The organism is Dysgonomonas sp. Marseille-Q5470, assembly GCF_951230145.1.
Lineage (GTDB): Bacteria > Bacteroidota > Bacteroidia > Bacteroidales > Dysgonomonadaceae > Dysgonomonas.
Window position 1 is genome coordinate 64020 of the sequence record NZ_CATNVE010000005.1, and the last position, 17955, is coordinate 81974.

The window sequence follows — 17955 nt, forward strand, 5'->3', positions numbered from 1 at the left end:
TTTTTTATTTAGTTATTAATCCTTCTTCATTAAGATAAATCTTCTTACCCGAAGTATCTTTAATAGAGACTTCGAATCTCCTGCCGGTAGAAGACAGTTCGAGTTTGTTTCTTTTATTATCAATATCGAATTCCGGCTTATCCATTTTCAGCTCTGCAAAGTTAGTTGCATAACGCTGATGCGCACGTTTATAGTCTTGCTGCTTATAGTACACAAGCCATAAATATTGTTTTTGCTTTTCAGTATATGGCAATACAAACTGAGGTTGTTTTTCCCCTGCTTTGTTTTTCGAAAAGAATAAATAACCCCATCTTTCAGGTCTATGCATATCGATAACACCTTGAGGAGACCATACCCAGTTATTTTCAGGTAATACCTTCCCTGCACTATCTTTTCTTTTCACATACTTACCATTTACAATATCTGTTTCCCATTGCACTCTTGAGAAATTAATGCGCCATACGTCTTTATCTTTAGGAATATTTACAGCATTCCCCAAGGTAAGAGCCCTGAAAGGGATTGCCATCTCGACCGTCCATCCGGTATCTGTATCATTAGGATTATTGATAGTACCCTGCACTTTTACGGCATGTTGCATTCCCTGAGTATCCCAACTGAAGAGCGCTGCGCCTCCGCTCCGATAAGGTTTATGCATAAACAGGTCGAAAATATTATTATATGCATTGACCTCTATTTCAAAGTAGTTGTGAGCAGTGTTTAATGGATCTATAAACACTTCAAAATCATTGTCAAAAAACACAATCTCATCACGCTTGGCCAAGGTAGCCCATACATGCGGATCTTTTAACTCAGCCGCTATATAAAGATATGATTTGTCCCAAAGCATTTTCACACGAGTATCGTAATATGGTTTAGGCTTGGCATCGCCCTCTATATCTTGAAAACGATCAGACCAAGGAGTATTCAGCCACACTTGATCATTAATATCGCCATCAATTGTCGGTGCTTTGGATGCATAAGGTACTACGTAGTTTGCCGGAATAGTAAATAGGTTTTCATATCCCTTAAAGTGATTCTGGGCATAACAAAAATTAAAAACAAGAAGAAAAGAAATAGAACAAAATAATTTTATATAATTCATTTTACTGATTTTGAAATTTAAGGATATCACGAAGTTCAGCCACACCCTCAGAAGCACCCTTCTTTATAAAGTGTATTCCGGGCTGATGCACATTCACTTCTTTCGGGTCGATCAGATAGACAGGTACACCCGTATGCACATAATTAAGCAAGCCAGCGGCAGGATATACGTTCATAGAAGTACCTATCACCACAAAGATATCGGCCGTTTGTACAATTTTCATTGCTTTTTCTATCATGGGCACAGCCTCTCCAAACCAAACAATGTGAGGGCGAAGCTGTGAGCCTTTTTCACACTTGTCTCCAAGGTGAATCTCGCAATTATCAGGAGTTAAGGTATAAATCAACGAAGGATCGACCGTCGAACGTACTTTACTCAATTCCCCATGAAGATGTAAAACATTTGTGCTGCCTGCTCTCTCATGCAGTTCATCCACATTCTGCGTTATAATGGACACTTTATAATCTTTTTCCATCTCCACTAATCCTACGTGTCCTTTATTGGGCTTAGCCTCAAAAGCAGCCTTGCGTCGGGCATTATAAAAATCAAGTACCAGTTGAGGGTTTCGGCTGAATCCTTCAGGAGTGGCAACATCTTCGATAGAGTATTGCTCCCACAGTCCACCGGAGTCTCTAAAAGTGGCAATGCCACTCTCTGCACTCATCCCTGCGCCGGTTAATACAACAATATGTCTCATAAACTATTAAAAAAATGTAAGTAGCATATACAAATATAGTTTTTTCAGGGGTAAATTTTATTAAAGTCCCATGAAAAGAATTACTTTTGTTGGCAAATTTAAATAAACATTCAGTCATATCATGAAATAATACTTCTTTGACATACAAGACTGATATAAAACGAAAAGAATATGGATAAAATTAGTTACGCTCTAGGTTTAAGCATCGGAAATAACTTCCTTAGCTCAGGTATCAACAAAGTTGATTTCGACTCTTTCCTTAAAGGAATGAAGGATGTAATCAACGGAGGAGACACTGACATGGATTATGAAGAAGCTAAACAAGTGATTAACGACTATTTCACCAAATTACAAGACGAGAAATTGGAAATCAACCTCAAAGCGGGTGAAGAATTTCTATCTATCAACAAAAACAAAGCAGGTGTAGTAACTCTTCCGAGTGGACTACAATACGAAATACTTAAAAAAGGCGATGGCCCTAAACCGGCTCTTACAGATCAGGTTAAGTGTCATTATCACGGTACGCTTATCGATGGCTCAGTATTCGATAGTTCTGTAAAACGCGGACAGCCTGCCACATTTGGTGTTAATCAGGTAATACCGGGATGGGTAGAAGCCCTTCAATTAATGCCTGTAGGTTCGAAATGGAAATTATTTATCCCTTCTGATCTTGCTTATGGCAAAGCAGGAGCAGGACAATCGATCGAACCTAATTCAACTTTAATTTTCGAAGTGGAAATTTTAGATATTGTCAAATAATAATTCAGTTTAAAAAATGAAAAAAATTCAAGTTGTGGCTCTTTCGGCTATCGTAGCTTTCGGAGCATTATTTACATCTTGTGGTGGAAATGTTTCTACAAACGTTCCATTAAAGACCGATCTCGATACTATTTCTTACGCTTTTGGTGCTAGCCTTTACGAGCAAGGATTGTCTATGCATCTACAACAACTAGGTATCATAGGCGATACTACAAGCATCAAAGCCGGATATCTTAGCAAAATAAGCGCAGAAACTGATGCTCAGAAAAAGACAGCATTAGAAAAAGAGATGAAAGCTAAAATGGATTCTGTAGTAAAATCAAACGCAAGAAACATCTCTGAGTTCTTAAACGGACTAAAAGAATCTTTAAATGCACCTGAATCAAAGGCTGCTTATATGGCCGGTGTATCAGTTGGAGGTCAGATATCAAAACAAATGATGCCTGGTATCATACAACAAATATATGGTCCTAATTCGAAAGAAAAACTAAACAGCGATGCATTCCTTGCTGCAATGGCTACAGCTATGAAACAAGGTAAATTTGCAGTTGCTGAACCATCTACAGTATTCAATGCAAAAATGCAGGAAGCTCAGGCTAAAGCTCAAGCAAGAGAAGAAGAAGAATTGAAGAAAGCAAATGCAGGAGTAATTGCTGAAGGTGAAAAATTCCTTGCTGAAAACAAAACAAAAGAAGGTGTTGTTGCTCTACCTAGCGGATTGCAATACAAAGTTGTAAAAGAAGGAACAGGAGCAAAACCAGCTGCAGCAGATATGGTAAAAGTGAACTACAAAGGTACACTTCTGGACGGTACTGTATTTGACAGCAACGAAGGTAAAGAGCCAATCACATTCAACGCTAACCGCGTTATCAAAGGATGGACTGAAGCTTTACAGTTGATGCCTGTAGGATCTAAATGGATTCTTTATATCCCTTACGATCTTGCTTATGGTGCACAAGGTAGCGGAGACAGAATCAAACCTTTTTCAACTCTTATTTTCGAAGTTGAATTGCTTGAGATCAATCCGAAACAATAATCTGACATTGTCAGAAAATAAGTTAAAACAACGGATTTAAATAATAATTTGGCACAAGTTCAGTAAATTATTGAGCAAAAAGCATACAGATTGTAAAAAATATCATATATTTGAGATATAATAACGATAAAACGCTCATATTATGCAAAAAATTGACAAACTTGATAAAAAGATTCTAGAGATTATATCCCAGAATGCAAGAATTCCATTTAAGGATGTAGCTCTTGAATGTGGTGTTTCACGTGCCGCAATCCATCAGCGTGTACAACGCATGATCGAGATGGATGTAATCGTAGGTTCCGGATATTTTGTTAATCCTAAAGTTCTTGGTTACAACACTTGTACATATATAGGAGTAAAACTCGAAAGAGGCTCAATGTATAAAACAGTAATTCCTGAATTGGATAAGATTCCTGAAATTGTAGAATCTCATTTTACAACGGGCCCATACACCATTCTGATCAAGTTGTATGCAAAGGATAACGAGCACTTGATGGACTTGCTGAACAACAAAATCCAAGACATTCCGGGAGTTGTAGCTACAGAAACTATGATTTCTTTGAGTCAGGGAGTAAAACGCCAGATTCCGATATCTAAATCCGAATAATCGAAACTTATTATATACTATTATAGATGAGAAGGATAATTGAAGCGAAATCAATTATCCTTCTCATTTATCTTATTATAACTTAAATAAGTAAGGTAAAACAAATGAAAGAAGTATTTTTTTAATATTTTTGTACCGTCGTTTGATAAGGATAGCCATACATGAAGAAAGAGAATATCATATTTAGGTTATTAAAAAATATCTATGTGAAGAATGTACTGATGATGATCGGGGCCTTTGTAGGACTGGTTATAATCGTATTGTTTCTTCTCAATTTTTATACCAAGCATAATGAGTCCATCACTGTTCCTACCGTAAAAGGACTGCAAGTACAAGATGCAGCAGGAATACTGGAGTCATCGGATTTGAGATACGAGATCAGTGATTCCATTTTCCAGGCGGAAGGTGCTCCCGGATCTATTATCGAACAGATCCCGAAAGAGCAATCGAAAGTTAAAAAAGGACGTACCGTATTTTTAGTTATAAAAGCTAAAGGTGTGCAACTGGTATCTGTGCCCGAACTGAAAGACTATTCGAGAAGGCAAGCCGAAGCTCAGTTAGCTTCTTTAGGCTTTAACAAAGTAACCATACAGGAAGTACCTGCCGCTTATAAAGGGTTAGTAATATCTATTTCGTATAGAGGAAAACAGCTAACACCGAATCAGAAAATACCAAAAGGATCTCCGCTGGTAATGACCGTAGGAGCCGGAGGTGATATAAGTGAGGGAGACAGTATATCTGAACAATCTGACTCACAAGACATCGAAAAATCTTTTTTTGAATAATGATCGACGATTCATTTGATGAAATAGATGACCTTTCGGAAGACGAACTTGTAGAAGATCAGAATTCCGAGTTATTTGAACACTATCGCTTTGTAGCCGATAAAGGTCAGGGTATGATACGCGTTGATAAATATCTGGCTATGCATATAGTTGGTGTTTCGCGCAACCGCATACAACAAGCAGCCGAAGCAGACTGCATATTAGTAAATAATACTCCGGTAAAATCCAACTACAGAATCAAGCCGCTCGACGTCATATCGGTGGTTATGAATCGCCCTCCACGGGAATTGGAAATTATACCCGAGGACATCCCATTAGATGTAGTATATGAAGATGAAGACCTAATGGTGATAAACAAACCTCCGGGTCTTGTCGTGCATCCGGGATTTGGCAATTATCAGGGCACAATGGTAAATGCTATCGCATACCGATTGAAAGATACGCCGGAATATGATTCGAAAGATCCTCGATTGGGGATTGTGCATCGGATCGACAAAGACACATCGGGACTTATACTTGTGGCTAAAAATGCTTATGCAAAAACGCATCTATCAGCCCAATTTTTCAATAAGACAACAAAAAGACAATATATAGCTTTAGTATGGGGTAATATCAGTGACGACGAAGGACGCATAGAGGCCAATATTGGTCGCAGCCTGAAAAATCGTATGCTGATGACTGTATTCCCCGAAGCAGACTACGGCAAACATGCCGTTACGCACTATAAAGTATTGGAACGACTGGGCTACGTCACACTCATTCAGTGTAGGCTGGAAACAGGACGTACCCACCAGATACGCGTACACATGAAGCACATCGGGTATACCTTATTTAACGACGAACGGTATGGCGGAAATGAAATATTAAAGGGAACTAATTTTGCTAAATATAAACAGTTTGTACAAAATTGCTTTAATATCTGCCCAAGACAGGCGCTTCATGCTCAGACATTAGGATTTGTACATCCGCGAACAGGTCAAGAATTGATGTTCGAAGCTCCACTACCCGACGACATGGCTCAGCTAGTAGAAAAATGGCGTGGATATATAGCATATAGAGACATTTAATAAATATATAATCATTCGTATAAAATGAAACGTAATATAGCCATTGTATGGGGAGGCTATTCCTCCGAAGTTATCGTCTCAGCAAAAAGCATGGCTGGTGTTTATTCTTTTTTGGACAAGGAAAAATACAATCTGTATAAAGTAAAGATCGTTAAAGAAGGGTGGACTGTTGAGATCGATGGAGAAACACTTCCTGTTGACAAAAATGACTTTACCTTTCATACACCGGGAAAAGAAAAGATTAAAATAGACTTTGCGTTTATCATCATACACGGAACGCCCGGAGAAGACGGTCACTTGCAAGCGTACTTTGATATGCTTGACATCCCCTACTCCACATGCGGCATGATGGCATCGTCACTAACAATGAATAAGTTTGTGTGCAACAATTTTCTTCGAAACTTTGGGATAAGAGTTGCCGATTCATTATATTTGAATAAGGATTCTAAGTACGATATAAATAGTATCACCGAAAAATTGGGCTTACCCATGTTTGTAAAGCCGAATACAGGTGGTTCAAGTTTTGCAACAACTAAAGTAAAGTCCGTTGATCAACTACAAAAAGCAATTGACGTGGCATTCGGCGAAACACCGGATGTGATTATCGAAAGCTTTATCAAGGGAACAGAAGTTACATGCGGCTGTTACAAAACAAAAAATAAAGAGGTTGTTTTTCCTTTGACAGAAGTAGTTACATCAAATGATTTTTTTGACTATGATGCTAAATACGAAGGACAGGTTGAAGAAATAACTCCGGCAAGGATATCACAGGAAATAACAGAAGAGATACAACGATTAACTCGTAAAATATATGATTTGGTAGGAGCGAAAGGCATTATCAGAGTTGATTTTATCATTTCAGATAATAAGCCGTACTTATTAGAAGTAAATACCGTTCCGGGCATGACTCAGACCAGCTTTATCCCTCAACAGATAGCTGCTGCGGGCTTAAATATTACTGAAGTCTTAACAGAGATTATAGAAAACGAATTTAATGTAAATTGATACCATGAGTAGCAAATTTGACGATATAGCACCTCTCTACGACCACGAGGTGAAGCAAGCCATTCAGGACATACTGGTTGACCCCGGTTTTCAGCACGCAGTAAAATATATTATGCCCGAAATAGATTGGGCTGAGTTTTCTGCTGAAATGTCTAAATACGCAACAAAAAAAGAATTTCAAAGCCGTATGATATACCCTGTGATAAAAGCATTGGGTATGAGAGTATCATCGAGCATGAAGCTCGACAACTGGGAAAGTATCGACCGCTCGGTAGAGCATCTTTTCTTATCAAACCACAGAGATATTGTACTCGATGCCGGGCTGCTAAATATTCTGCGCCACGAGAAAGGCTTCGAAACCACAGAAATAGCAATAGGTGACAATCTGCTTATCCATCCTTGGATAGACAAGCTTGTGCGCCTCAACAAGAGCTTTATTGTAAGACGTGGACTATCTATAAAAGAAAGATTGATAGCATCAAAACATATGTCTGAATATATACACTATGCCATTTCTGAGAAAAAAGAATCGGTATGGATTGCTCAACGTGAAGGACGAGCTAAAAACTCGGACGACCGCACCCAAGACAGTTTATTAAAAATGCTAGCTCTATATCCCGAAGACAAATCTTTTATCGAAAGTCTTAAGGAGCTGAATCTTATTCCGCTATCCATATCATACGAATACGACCCTTGCGATTATCTGAAAGCAAAAGAGTTTCAACAGAAGAGAGACAATCCTGATTTCAAAAAAACTCAGCGTGACGACCTTCTAAACATGGAAATCGGCATTTTAGGTAAGAAAGGCAATGTCGTATTTCGCTTTGGCAACTGCATCAATGATGAGTTGGATAAAATCACCGAACCCGACAAACGATTGCAACCCGAAATTGCAGCCCAGATAATAGATAAGGAAATACACCGCAATTATGAAATATTTCCGTGCAACTACATAGCCTATGATCTCTTCTATAAAGAAACAAGGTTTGAGGACAAATATACATCAGAGCAATTGGAAGAGTTTAAGGACTATTTGGATAAGCAAATAAAGAAAATAGACCTCGATTATATCGACTACGACTTTGTATGGGATAAAATGCTGGAAATGTATTCGAATACATTGAAGAACTATCTGACTACAATAGAGTCTTGATTACAGGATAATTCCGATCAAGGGTTTAAGTTAAAAATATATTCATATATTTGTATAAATCAAAAAAGATAAAATGATGAAAAAGTTTTTGATTTATATCGTATGTAGTCTCATTTCTGCCGCATGTTTTGCTCAAGTAATAAAGCAAGGTCAGAAATTTACGTCTATCCCTGTATTTGAAGGGAAAGTGACGTTTATAAAGGAAATTCCGGCAAAACCAAACTTATCCATAGAAGATAATTATAAGATACTAAAAGATTGGGCCGGAACAAAGTACGGGAAAGACCCTTTTATATCCAGTATACGATATGGTTATCAGAACCACGAATTTATAGCAAAATCGAGGATAGAGTTATTACTACCTGCCGACTCGAAAGGAGTGCGTGAAAAAATGATTATGCGCTACCGAGTAAACGGGTTCTTATTTCAGGATAAATGTGTACTGGAAATTACAGATATCTCTTATCTGTATGAAAATTCAGGAAAAGGCAATCTCCTTACGCGTATAATCAGAGCAGAAGACTTTATTACGAACGATGCAATAAAAGCAAGTGATGGCTTCCAAGAGCTGAAAGTGAATACAAGTAAAAGCACATTGTATTTTCTGAACGAGCTTAACGAGGATTTTGAAAATATATACAAGTCTCAATAAAGATTCACTAAAATACACAAAGAGGGCTATTCTGTAGAATAGCCCTCTTTTGTAATTCACTAAATCAGTATTTTATTTCTTTGCCCAGTATGAAAATCTTCCCGACAATACTATTTCTAATTTTACATCGGAAGAGGTTTTCTCGGTTGGGGTAAATGTCGCTTTCGTTGAGAGCTTCTTATCTTTAATCATTTTATCAAATACCTTTTGGAAGTAGGTGGAGTTGCCTGTATAAAGATTGGTATGAGTAACAGGAATATCACCAAAGTCATTCTTAAGACCATTGATTTCTAAACTAAAGTTTTTCAGAACAGTATTATCGGGAAGACCTGTTATCTTCACAACTGTATTAGCTCCATTTACATGGAATTCGCCGGTTGAAACCGGAGAGCCATAACCAGTTGCACCCTTTAACATATCATCAAGGGTAGCCGAAACTTCACTTGTTGTTATTGACGAATTTGCCGGACCAGATTCCAGTACAACAGATTGTTTACAATCACCATTAAAAAATACTTGTTCTTTTTTATCATCACTTCCACAAGAGGTTAAGGCAAAAACCGTAGTTATTGTAAATAAAATAAATGCTAATTTTCTCATAATTTAATTGTTGTTTTAGTTTTATTGGTTTGTTTAGGCACTGTGTATTCTAAAATTTCTGTTAATGATGACACAAAAATAATGCTTTTTTTGAAAATAGAACAAATATATTTCATACAGAGGAAAGCCTCATGTATTTTCACCCTCATGCTTTTACATTAACACATCCCCTTTGAGAACTGATAATCTTAACTTTACAATTAGAAGTAAGACAAATATCATAATTAGGCATAAAACAACGAGTATATAATCAACCTCTTACCGCTTCAATCAACTTATTTAACTTATCCGCAGTCAATATTTCGTTTGTATAAAATTTGCCATCCACAAACAGGCTATAAGTTGTTACAGGCGAAAAATGATTCTGAGCAGCTTCCTTTGTTTCTATCCGGTGACACCTTACAGGATAGCTTGAAGCTTGAATAATAGGCTCTAACAATTTTGTGTAAGGAACAGTAAAAGGACATTGCTCTGTATAAAAAATATCGATACCTCTTACGCCGTCTCCCATCCCGGACTTTGCTGATTGTTTAAAGGAGGGCGTTGTTGTTGTTTGATCGAAATTTTTTACCATCAATTCAAAATAAGGGTCACAAGTATCACACACCTCATATCCATTATGAAGCATAAAAGCTTTGTCCGACAAGAAAGGTTTCTTCTTATTTCCAACGATCAAAACCACACCTTTGTAACCCTGTGAGCGAGCGTCCTTTTCACACTCTGCCAACAAACGTTTTCCGTATCCTTTCCCCTTAAACGAGCCCGATACCCAAAAACAATTGATAAAAACATAGCCCTCCGCATCGATAGGAACCCAAGCATTCTTTGCAGGGATATACTCTATAAAAGCCTTCCCTTTTACATCGAACTTTATAAATCTCAAACCGTCCTTAAACCGTTTACTCAACCACTCTTTCTTAGCTTCAACTCCTTTTGTTGTAGACTTACTACTAATTGCACAACAAATATGTTCTGTTAATAGATTTTCTTCTGTAAGCTTGATTATATTCATATTTTTCAAAAATAACGATTCTAACTCCCCTTATTGTAAAAGTAATAATTATAAAAATAGTTGGCAATTCAGCCTTCTGTCTATAATCTTATTTTCTAGTCGATTATTTGATCTGCACTATAAAAGAGGCGGTAATTATAGCCGAATTTGTAAATATGAAACAGTACTTTTTGTAAATATGAAACAGCATACTTTTCGATTCTCCATACCTTTACATATCCAAAGGTATTGGGGTGAACGTAATCTGAATGATGTTGATTATTCGATTTATTAATCACTAGTCGTACCGACATTCTGAGAGGAACTCCTGCTTATTGCGGACTTCCGGTTACCAATGGATTTTAACAGTGAAATTTTCTTGTTTTTTTATTTATTCGACTTCCTTCCTTAACTTTCTTCGGTCATCGACCGTTGATTCTTCTACAGAAGAACTATAAATTGTAAAGTGAATCAAAACTCATCATTCTGAGAGCAAATACCTCCCCCTTGGGGAGGTTCGGGATGGAGAGTGTTATTGAATTTTAATTTGGTTAGTTCATACCTCCTAAAGTAGCAATTACAAAAATAGTGGCTGATCAAAATTTTCCAACTTAGAAATGGGAATGTATATTTCGGTCAGTACATCATCCTCCGAAACATTGTTCGGACTATTCAGATATTTCTCAAAAGCATATCCCCCTCGCAATTTATAGCCACTTTGCGGTAACCACCTGAGGTAGATATTATAATACATATCCAACAATCCGCTATATGAACCTTTAAGTATAAAAATAGCATACATCCCCCCACTTATCTTTTGTAAACCGAAAGCTCCCTGAGGTCTCACTTCTCTATCTACGGTAAAACAAGCATAGAATCTACAATTTTGAGGATGTGTTATGGTTGGATTATCGAAACTGAGTCCTATAAACTCAGTTTTATCATTCACCAGATTGTTCTCTTTTGCAAACTGTCCCAGTTTCTTCCATGCGATTGTATATGATTCCGCAGCACCGTAGCTATCTATTATACGAATATATACAACCTGTTTGGAGGAGATTTTCCTTATTTCAGGAACAAGGGAGATGGTCACTCTTTCAGCTTTTCTAAAAAAATTGGACGCATCTTCTTCCTGCATACGAAAGGCTGAAGGAGAAATACCAAAATGCTTCTTGAATGCTTTTGACAAAGCATACTTTGTTCCATAGCCGGTTTTCACGGCGATTTCGCTCAACGTATGCTTTGTCATCTGCAAGTGTTCTGCAATATATTCTAAGCGAAGGCGATTGATATACTCACCTATATTTTCACCAATTATAGCTTTAAATATACGATGAAAATGATATTCGGAGATATTAGCTATCTCAGACAACCTTTTTATATCAGGTACTTCAAAAAGATGACGATCGATATAGTCAACTACATTGTTTACCGCTTTATCGTATTCGCTTTGGGTAGTTTCCTTCATTAATAGTAATTATGCCTGCGCCCAACGCTTCAGCTTTGGAAAATACATTTTCATTTGTTCTATAGCTTGTTCCTTTGTCATCTTTTGCTCCGAGTCTTTATTAAATTCATCTACAAACTGAGCACAATGCACAATCATTTCGTCCATCGTAAAGTCTTCTGTAAACTTACCATCAGTAAAGCAATAGCGACAATAATCTTCGTTCTTACTGTTGTCGGCATTATTTCCGAAATCTTCATTCATATTAAGAGGCATACCACAACTTTGGCAAAATTTCTGGTCCATAATAGTTCTTGTTTTATTAATAATTAATTGGCACTACAAATAACGGAAATATGATAAAATGAAGGGTTATCCAATCTTGCTTATTTGGTTTTTTAATATACAAACGCAGATAGCTCACTTATCCACAAAATGCAAACAACAAATTAAAAATAAGACATTTACACAGCATAACAAAAGAAACCCCTCGTTAATTAACGTTAAACAAGTCTCTGCCGATTAATCTTTCTGATATTAATCGAATCAAAGATACAAAGAGATAAAAAAGTATTCACCTTTTAATACATATAGTCATGAAAAAGTTTCTATTAGCATTCGCTTTATTGATCGGTGTAGCATCATTCTACAATACATCAGAAGCTCAAAATATAAATATTAGTATCAATATAGGACGTCAACCTGCTTGGGGACCTGTGGGATATGATTATGTAGACTATTACTACATGCCTGATATTAACTGTTACTTCAATGTCAATTCAGGGCTATTTTTCTATTTTGACAGAGGGAGATGGATCTCGGCTCGTTATTTACCGTATGCTTATCGCAATTACGATTTGTACGGAATGCACAAAGTAGTTTTGGTAAATGTAGCAAACCCTTGGAGATACAACCATATACACTGTAGAGACTATGGTCGTTATAAAGGACACCACTCTCAAGTGATCATCCGTGATAGCCGCGATAATCGCTACAGAGACAGCCGTAACAACAGAGTAGCATGGTATTCGGGCAACAAACACAACAACTATAGGGGTAACGAATATAAATACAACGGAAGAGATAATGACAGATATAATTATAACAAAAAAGACAATAACCGCAAAGATTATAATTACAATGGACGTGAACAAAGTCGCAACAACGACAGAAACTTAAACAACGGAAGAAACAATAATAAAGAACAAAGATACGATAACAGACAAACTGAAAGAACTAATAATAACATTAGCAGCAGACCGTCTTCCAGCAGAGAGACCAGGAAAGAGTCGAATGTAAAACGTTCATCTTCTGAAGAAAGAGGAAACTACAGACTGGCTTCGAACAGAGAAAGAGCAACCAGAAGCAGATAAGCAGATAAATTAGGCATATAGGTTTTTATAGTGAGTAGTAAATAAAGAGAGCGAGGGTAATTCAGAGTCGAATTATCCTCGCTTTATTATTAATATCTCTTACCTAAGGGAAGATCTGCTATAAATACTTTTATTTCCAAAAATCAAGATATTTCTTAGTGACAGTAAGGAAGTCATGATTTTTTTCTACAAACTCACGACTCTTTCTTGATATTTCGGGTATTTGTTTTTTATTCAATACTACCCACTCCAGCTTCTCGAAGACATCATCTTCGGTAGGATGCACATTTATTATTGGCCTATTATCGTATTCGCCGTATAGATCGTAAATATAAGGCTCTCCCCCTCCTATCAGCACTTTACCTTGCGCCATAGCCAGCAACGCATTCATGGCAGGAGTATGCGAATAGAGCTGATCGAGAACAACATGTGCCTCCGACATCAACTTTTGATATACATCATAGCTTACCGATTCTACACGGGTAACAATCACCTTATCCGGATATTTGTCTTTCACTCTAGCCAATGCCCGTTCCATAACATCAGTCCCTTTAAACTTCTCTCGTACCTTGTTGATACCAATAAAGAAATTTACTTTTTCGGGTTCGTCTGCTATAGGCTGAAATTCTATTTCTGAGGTATTTAAAGGCAGAGGGATATATCTCACTTTATCTTTAAAAAATGGCTCATAAGCTACATAATACTCATATAGGCAAGCAACTATTCCATCGGATGTATTTGCCATCATTACGTTAGAGTCTTCGAGAGGAGTATCTATCCATTTGTCGATAAACCGTTGGTTGAAGTCTACATTTATAGGTTTGCCGTCAACAAAAAACTCGGAATAATCAAATATTTCGTTGCCAAGACATGCCTTTACCCAATAAGAATCGTCGCCAAAAGCTCCTAAGAAAACCTTCTTATTATTCTTTTTCAGCTTCTTATACAAGTAATTATTTACCTTTACATTCTGGGTAGTAAAGCATGGATTTATCAGCTGAACAACATCATAACCCTTAAACTTTTTAAATTTTCCAAGAACGGATATCAGACTCGTCAAAGTATCTATTATGCCCGAACTTTTGCGAGACAAGTCAATATCCCTCGGATAGTTCTTAAAACCGTCTCCGTCTGACGCAACTACAACTTCGTGCCCCATACTTCTCAGACCTTCGGCAAGAGTAAGATGCACCCGACTATATTCTCCTATCAAAAGTATCTTCATATATTATAGTATTTGCAAAATATTAAGTGTATATCTAATTTAACTCCCTAATCTGGTTTAGTTTGTATTTTGTGTATAAAGATAATAGAATTTAGATTGATCAGTAATATGAATTCTCCTCGTACTATAATTATTCATAATCTTGGGATTATATATCTTCACCCGATATATCCTCTACGTATGCCTTCAATTGAGGGAAAAACAATTTATAACTCCCCTGTATGTCTTTATAATGCTTCTCGAAGTCGGCAAATACAGGTGCATCATCATCAAGATAGTTTGCTCTATTTTTCAGCCTTTCGAAGCTTCGTTCTATCAGCCATCTGTGGCGATAATTATAAAGCCAATCTTCTTTCTTCATATACATATACATTGAGCAAAACTTAGAAGGAAGATGCTTCACACTTTGTTCTATCTGGGCATAACATTTCTGAGCAAATGCCTCCCAGCCTTCCCCGGGCTCGCTACTATCGTCGAGAGCTAAGAAATGATCGTAAGAGACATCTAAAAAGGGACCGGCATATCTGCCAGCCGATTTCTTGAATATAGTCATCGTATCCAAGGGTATGGGATGCCTGTCGGTAAAAGTATCTATCTGCCTGTGTATATGTATACCACGTTGTATCCCTTCGGGGTATTGTTCTATCTGTTTACCTTTTACCATATCGGCAATCATATTCCCCACTAATATTTCAGGATCTCCGAAAGAAAGGTAAGCATGTGCAAGGAAATTCATTATGTCTCTAGTTTTCTGGACACAAAGATATGCTTTTTTAGTTATATGTGAGACATACAACTTGAGGCCAACAATACTGAATAAGAATAAGGACAAGTCTGATCAAAAAGAAAGGAGATATTCTAAAAAATATCTCCTAATCTTTTTCTACTATTTGTAACAAAATATTATCTTGTCAAAGAAAATGGCGCGGCATCTTTTGTTGTATTTCTATTCTTATTCGGCTGACTTCCCATTTCAAATTTTAAGGTTCCTCCATTTATAATATCCTTATATTGAACATAGTTTTTATCAAAGCTTTTTCCATTTAATGTTGCCGATTGTATATAAACATTTTGTGTATCGTTATTATTAGCTTCAATAATAAATTTCTTACCATCCTCCATCGTTATTGTTGCCTTTCTGAAGAGAGGACTTCCAATCACATATTCATCCGTTCCCGGACATACACTATAAAATCCCAGGGCACTGAGTACATACCAGGATGATGTCTGACCTTGATCTTCATCACCGGGATATCCATCCTCTGTGGCATTATAAAGTTTCTTCATTACTTCACGAGCCCAAAATTGAGATTTCCATGGTTCACCGGCATAGTTATAGAGATAAATCATATGTTGTATAGGCTGATTACCATGTGCATATTGTCCCAGATTAGCCATTTCCATCTCTGCCATTTCATGAATTACACGTCCATATGTACCTACCTTAAACTTATTGCTTACAGTGAATACCGAATCCATCTTAGTGATAAAGTTCTTCTCACCCCCCATCAGGTTTATCAATCCTTGCGGATCATGAAAAACGGACCATAGATAATGCCATGCACAGCCTTCGGTGAATGGACCTCCCCATTCGTAAGGATCAAAGTTTGGAACCCATTTTCCATCTTTTTGACGCCCACGCATAAAACCGGATTCTGCATCATAAACATTCTTATAGTTATACATTTGTTTTCCAAAAACATTCATATAGAAATCATTCCCGGTCATTTTAGCCAATTGATACCCACAAAAGTCATCGTATGCATACTCTAATGTTTTAGCTGTAGATTCTCTTACGTCAGGATAGGGAATATAACCTAATGTGAAATACTCTTTCCACCCTTTACGGCCATTAGCGGGAGCACCGGGACCATCGTTTGTTATTTCATGATAATATCCTTTTAGCACCTTCTCTGCATCGAAAGTACGTATGCCTTTTGCCCAAGCATCAGCAAGAACCGATATCCCATGATTTCCTATCATACCGCCCTGTTCGTGAGGAAAGGCCCATGAAGGAAACCACCCGAACTGATCTTTAGCATCTACCAATGCCTGCATATAACGTCCTTGCATAGTAGGGTGGAGAATACATGTCAGAGGAAACTGTCCTCGAAAAGTATCCCAAAATCCTGTATCGGTATAATAGTAACCTTTATAAACCTTCATATCATTGGGACTGCGATAGAATGAATCACCGTAAGCGTCTACTTCATAAAATTTACGGGAAAACAGACTTGCACGAAAAAAACAGGAATAAAATGTTGCTTTATTTTCTTCAGAATCATCCTCTACCAATATACGATTCAAATGATCATTCCAGATTTTCCATGCAGCATTTTTTGTATCCTCAAGTTTTTTATATCCTCCCAGTTCTTTACTCAGGTTCAACTCTGCCTGTTCGGGGCTTATATATGATGAAGCAACCTTAACTTGTACTGTTGTTCCTGATGCAAACTGAACATATGCTCCAATTCCCTTTCCTGCATCACCATTATTGCCACTTTTTATATCCTTCGATTTGTTATCCCAAGTCCCATAAGCTATAATTGGCTTATCGAAGACGATCACGAAATAGTTTTTAAAATCTTGCGATAGTCTGCCAGAACTATTTGTTATATATCCTGTAATCTTTCCTTTTTTCTGATCGATATTTACACTCGATAAACCTATATATCCGTCTAATACTAAATATGCATTTTGTTTTCCGGGATAATTAAACCGTAAATGTGCTCCCCTTTCTGTAGGAGACATTTCCACTTTTATACCATTATCAAGCTTTACACTATAATAATGAGGCTTTCCGATCTCATTGTCATGACTAAATTTTGCGGCGCGGTCATATTGATCTACTTTCAGTTGTCCAATCACGGGCATCAATGAAAACACGCAATAGTCTCGTGTCCATGAACTACATTGGTGAGCTTGTTGAAAGCCCCTGATGGAATCTTTTTTATACTGATACTTCCATCCGCTTCCATTCTCCCCTGTTTGGGGTGACCATGTATGCATTCCAAACGGCAACGCAGTAGTAGGATAAGTATTCCCTCTTGTAAGGGCATGTTCCGAATTGGTTCCTTGTAGTGTATTTACATACTTCACAAGGTCAAGTTGAGCTGTAGCAGTTATACTCAGTATACCAGCAACAATTGCAATAAATACTTTCTTCATTTTCTTAAGGTTAAATTAATATTATTTAAGCAAAGTGTACAATCTATTGCATCTATCTATTATACTTGGGCTATATAATATATAGAAAAACAGATTAAGGGCATACTATTTATTCCGGCTATAAAGTTAACATTTTTATATTTAAACACTTATATCACCGCTTATATTTCTATAAAGTTATCAACATCGTTTCGTAACATACTTATATACAACACGGAAACTATCCATAAGAAAGCACCAGCTATAAAAAACTGATGCTCCAACAAAATTAAAAATTTGATTTACTTT

At 37.0% G+C, this 17955-nt stretch carries 18 protein-coding genes; 9 read left to right on the plus strand and 9 right to left on the minus strand.

What is annotated here, in order from left to right; all coding sequences use genetic code 11:
• Positions 1–4 precede the first annotated feature (4 nt).
• Positions 5–1102 (minus strand): carbohydrate-binding family 9-like protein, encoded by a 1098-nt coding sequence (locus QOX35_RS10285; RefSeq protein WP_283686820.1) that lies wholly within the window; start codon positions 1100–1102, stop codon positions 5–7.
• A 1-nt stretch (position 1103) separates the two neighbouring features.
• Entirely contained in the window at positions 1104–1799 is a 696-nt protein-coding gene (locus tag QOX35_RS10290; RefSeq protein ID WP_283686821.1) for an SIR2 family NAD-dependent protein deacylase, read from the minus strand.
• A gap of 171 nt (positions 1800–1970) precedes the next feature.
• Between QOX35_RS10290 and bamJ (QOX35_RS10295) the strand changes: the two genes are divergently transcribed.
• The 8 genes from bamJ (QOX35_RS10295) (at position 1971) to QOX35_RS10330 (ending at position 8863) form a co-directional block, all read left to right on the plus strand.
• Positions 1971–2558, plus strand: a complete 588-nt coding sequence (bamJ, locus tag QOX35_RS10295) for a BamJ family beta-barrel-assembly machinery protein (protein ID WP_283686822.1) — start codon at positions 1971–1973, stop codon at positions 2556–2558.
• Positions 2559–2574: 16 nt separating this feature from the next.
• Positions 2575–3594 (plus strand): BamJ family beta-barrel-assembly machinery protein, encoded by a 1020-nt coding sequence (gene bamJ, locus QOX35_RS10300; protein ID WP_135103649.1) that lies wholly within the window; start codon positions 2575–2577, stop codon positions 3592–3594.
• A gap of 142 nt (positions 3595–3736) precedes the next feature.
• Positions 3737–4201, plus strand: a complete 465-nt coding sequence (locus QOX35_RS10305; protein ID WP_006842228.1) for an Lrp/AsnC family transcriptional regulator — start codon at positions 3737–3739, stop codon at positions 4199–4201.
• 161 nt (positions 4202–4362) lie between these two features.
• Entirely contained in the window at positions 4363–4986 is a 624-nt protein-coding gene (locus QOX35_RS10310; protein ID WP_283686823.1) for a PASTA domain-containing protein, read from the plus strand.
• A complete protein-coding gene (locus QOX35_RS10315; RefSeq protein WP_283686824.1) occupies positions 4986–6053 on the plus strand; it encodes an RluA family pseudouridine synthase in 1068 nt (355 codons plus the stop codon). Before QOX35_RS10310 ends, QOX35_RS10315 begins: the two co-directional genes overlap by 1 nt.
• A gap of 24 nt (positions 6054–6077) precedes the next feature.
• On the plus strand, positions 6078–7058 hold the full coding sequence (locus tag QOX35_RS10320; RefSeq protein ID WP_283686826.1) for a D-alanine--D-alanine ligase: 981 nt from the start codon (positions 6078–6080) through the stop codon (positions 7056–7058).
• A 4-nt stretch (positions 7059–7062) separates the two neighbouring features.
• Entirely contained in the window at positions 7063–8211 is a 1149-nt protein-coding gene (locus QOX35_RS10325; RefSeq protein ID WP_283686827.1) for a hypothetical protein, read from the plus strand.
• A gap of 73 nt (positions 8212–8284) precedes the next feature.
• Positions 8285–8863 carry a DUF4468 domain-containing protein gene (locus QOX35_RS10330; protein WP_135103644.1) on the plus strand — a complete coding sequence of 193 codons (579 nt, stop codon included), beginning with the start codon at positions 8285–8287 and terminating at the stop codon, positions 8861–8863.
• A 72-nt stretch (positions 8864–8935) separates the two neighbouring features.
• Here QOX35_RS10330 and QOX35_RS10335 read toward each other — a convergent pair whose 3' ends face one another.
• From QOX35_RS10335 to QOX35_RS10350, 4 genes are all read right to left on the minus strand, one after another.
• Positions 8936–9463 (minus strand): hypothetical protein, encoded by a 528-nt coding sequence (locus QOX35_RS10335; RefSeq protein ID WP_135103643.1) that lies wholly within the window; start codon positions 9461–9463, stop codon positions 8936–8938.
• A 250-nt stretch (positions 9464–9713) separates the two neighbouring features.
• Complete coding sequence (locus QOX35_RS10340) at positions 9714–10475, minus strand: GNAT family N-acetyltransferase (protein ID WP_283686828.1); 762 nt, start codon at positions 10473–10475, stop codon at positions 9714–9716.
• Between the two features lie 556 nt (positions 10476–11031).
• Entirely contained in the window at positions 11032–11922 is an 891-nt protein-coding gene (locus QOX35_RS10345; RefSeq protein ID WP_283686829.1) for an AraC family transcriptional regulator, read from the minus strand.
• A gap of 9 nt (positions 11923–11931) precedes the next feature.
• Positions 11932–12207, minus strand: coding sequence for a zinc ribbon domain-containing protein (locus QOX35_RS10350; protein WP_283686830.1), 276 nt, complete (start codon positions 12205–12207; stop codon positions 11932–11934).
• Positions 12208–12497: 290 nt separating this feature from the next.
• Here QOX35_RS10350 and QOX35_RS10355 point away from each other — a divergent pair, with 290 nt between their 5' ends.
• Positions 12498–13274 carry a hypothetical protein gene (locus QOX35_RS10355; RefSeq protein ID WP_283686831.1) on the plus strand — a complete coding sequence of 259 codons (777 nt, stop codon included), beginning with the start codon at positions 12498–12500 and terminating at the stop codon, positions 13272–13274.
• A gap of 130 nt (positions 13275–13404) precedes the next feature.
• Here the strand turns inward: QOX35_RS10355 and QOX35_RS10360 are convergent, their stop codons facing one another.
• The 3 genes from QOX35_RS10360 to QOX35_RS10370 all read right to left on the minus strand — a co-directional run bounded on the left by QOX35_RS10360 (position 13405) and on the right by QOX35_RS10370 (position 17667).
• Positions 13405–14499 (minus strand): glycosyltransferase family protein, encoded by a 1095-nt coding sequence (locus QOX35_RS10360; protein ID WP_283686832.1) that lies wholly within the window; start codon positions 14497–14499, stop codon positions 13405–13407.
• A gap of 148 nt (positions 14500–14647) precedes the next feature.
• The gene (locus tag QOX35_RS10365; protein ID WP_283686833.1) at positions 14648–15235 is read right to left on the minus strand and encodes an acyl carrier protein phosphodiesterase; all 588 of its coding nucleotides are present in this window, start codon (positions 15233–15235) and stop codon (positions 14648–14650) included.
• A gap of 167 nt (positions 15236–15402) precedes the next feature.
• Positions 15403–17667, minus strand: coding sequence for a GH92 family glycosyl hydrolase (locus QOX35_RS10370; protein WP_283686834.1), 2265 nt, complete (start codon positions 17665–17667; stop codon positions 15403–15405).
• Positions 17668–17955: the final 288 nt, after the last annotated feature.

Excerpts from the sequence above, each read along its gene's own strand:
- QOX35_RS10325 (WP_283686827.1), top strand. The coding sequence starts at position 7,063 with ATGAGTAGCAAATTTGACGATATAGCACCTCTCTACGACCACGAGGTG.
- QOX35_RS10310 (WP_283686823.1), top strand. The coding sequence starts at position 4,363 with ATGAAGAAAGAGAATATCATATTTAGGTTATTAAAAAATATCTATGTG.
- QOX35_RS10335 (WP_135103643.1), bottom strand. The coding sequence starts at position 9,463 with ATGAGAAAATTAGCATTTATTTTATTTACAATAACTACGGTTTTTGCC.
- QOX35_RS10355 (WP_283686831.1), top strand. The coding sequence starts at position 12,498 with ATGAAAAAGTTTCTATTAGCATTCGCTTTATTGATCGGTGTAGCATCA.
- bamJ (WP_135103649.1), top strand. The coding sequence starts at position 2,575 with ATGAAAAAAATTCAAGTTGTGGCTCTTTCGGCTATCGTAGCTTTCGGA.
- QOX35_RS10285 (WP_283686820.1), bottom strand. The coding sequence starts at position 1,102 with ATGAATTATATAAAATTATTTTGTTCTATTTCTTTTCTTCTTGTTTTT.
- QOX35_RS10290 (WP_283686821.1), bottom strand. The coding sequence starts at position 1,799 with ATGAGACATATTGTTGTATTAACCGGCGCAGGGATGAGTGCAGAGAGT.
- QOX35_RS10360 (WP_283686832.1), bottom strand. The coding sequence starts at position 14,499 with ATGAAGATACTTTTGATAGGAGAATATAGTCGGGTGCATCTTACTCTT.
- QOX35_RS10315 (WP_283686824.1), top strand. The coding sequence starts at position 4,986 with ATGATCGACGATTCATTTGATGAAATAGATGACCTTTCGGAAGACGAA.
- QOX35_RS10305 (WP_006842228.1), top strand. The coding sequence starts at position 3,737 with ATGCAAAAAATTGACAAACTTGATAAAAAGATTCTAGAGATTATATCC.
- QOX35_RS10370 (WP_283686834.1), bottom strand. The coding sequence starts at position 17,667 with ATGAAGAAAGTATTTATTGCAATTGTTGCTGGTATACTGAGTATAACT.
- QOX35_RS10340 (WP_283686828.1), bottom strand. The coding sequence starts at position 10,475 with ATGAATATAATCAAGCTTACAGAAGAAAATCTATTAACAGAACATATT.
- QOX35_RS10345 (WP_283686829.1), bottom strand. The coding sequence starts at position 11,922 with ATGAAGGAAACTACCCAAAGCGAATACGATAAAGCGGTAAACAATGTA.
- QOX35_RS10320 (WP_283686826.1), top strand. The coding sequence starts at position 6,078 with ATGAAACGTAATATAGCCATTGTATGGGGAGGCTATTCCTCCGAAGTT.
- bamJ (WP_283686822.1), top strand. The coding sequence starts at position 1,971 with ATGGATAAAATTAGTTACGCTCTAGGTTTAAGCATCGGAAATAACTTC.
- QOX35_RS10330 (WP_135103644.1), top strand. The coding sequence starts at position 8,285 with ATGATGAAAAAGTTTTTGATTTATATCGTATGTAGTCTCATTTCTGCC.
- QOX35_RS10350 (WP_283686830.1), bottom strand. The coding sequence starts at position 12,207 with ATGGACCAGAAATTTTGCCAAAGTTGTGGTATGCCTCTTAATATGAAT.
- QOX35_RS10365 (WP_283686833.1), bottom strand. The coding sequence starts at position 15,235 with ATGAATTTCCTTGCACATGCTTACCTTTCTTTCGGAGATCCTGAAATA.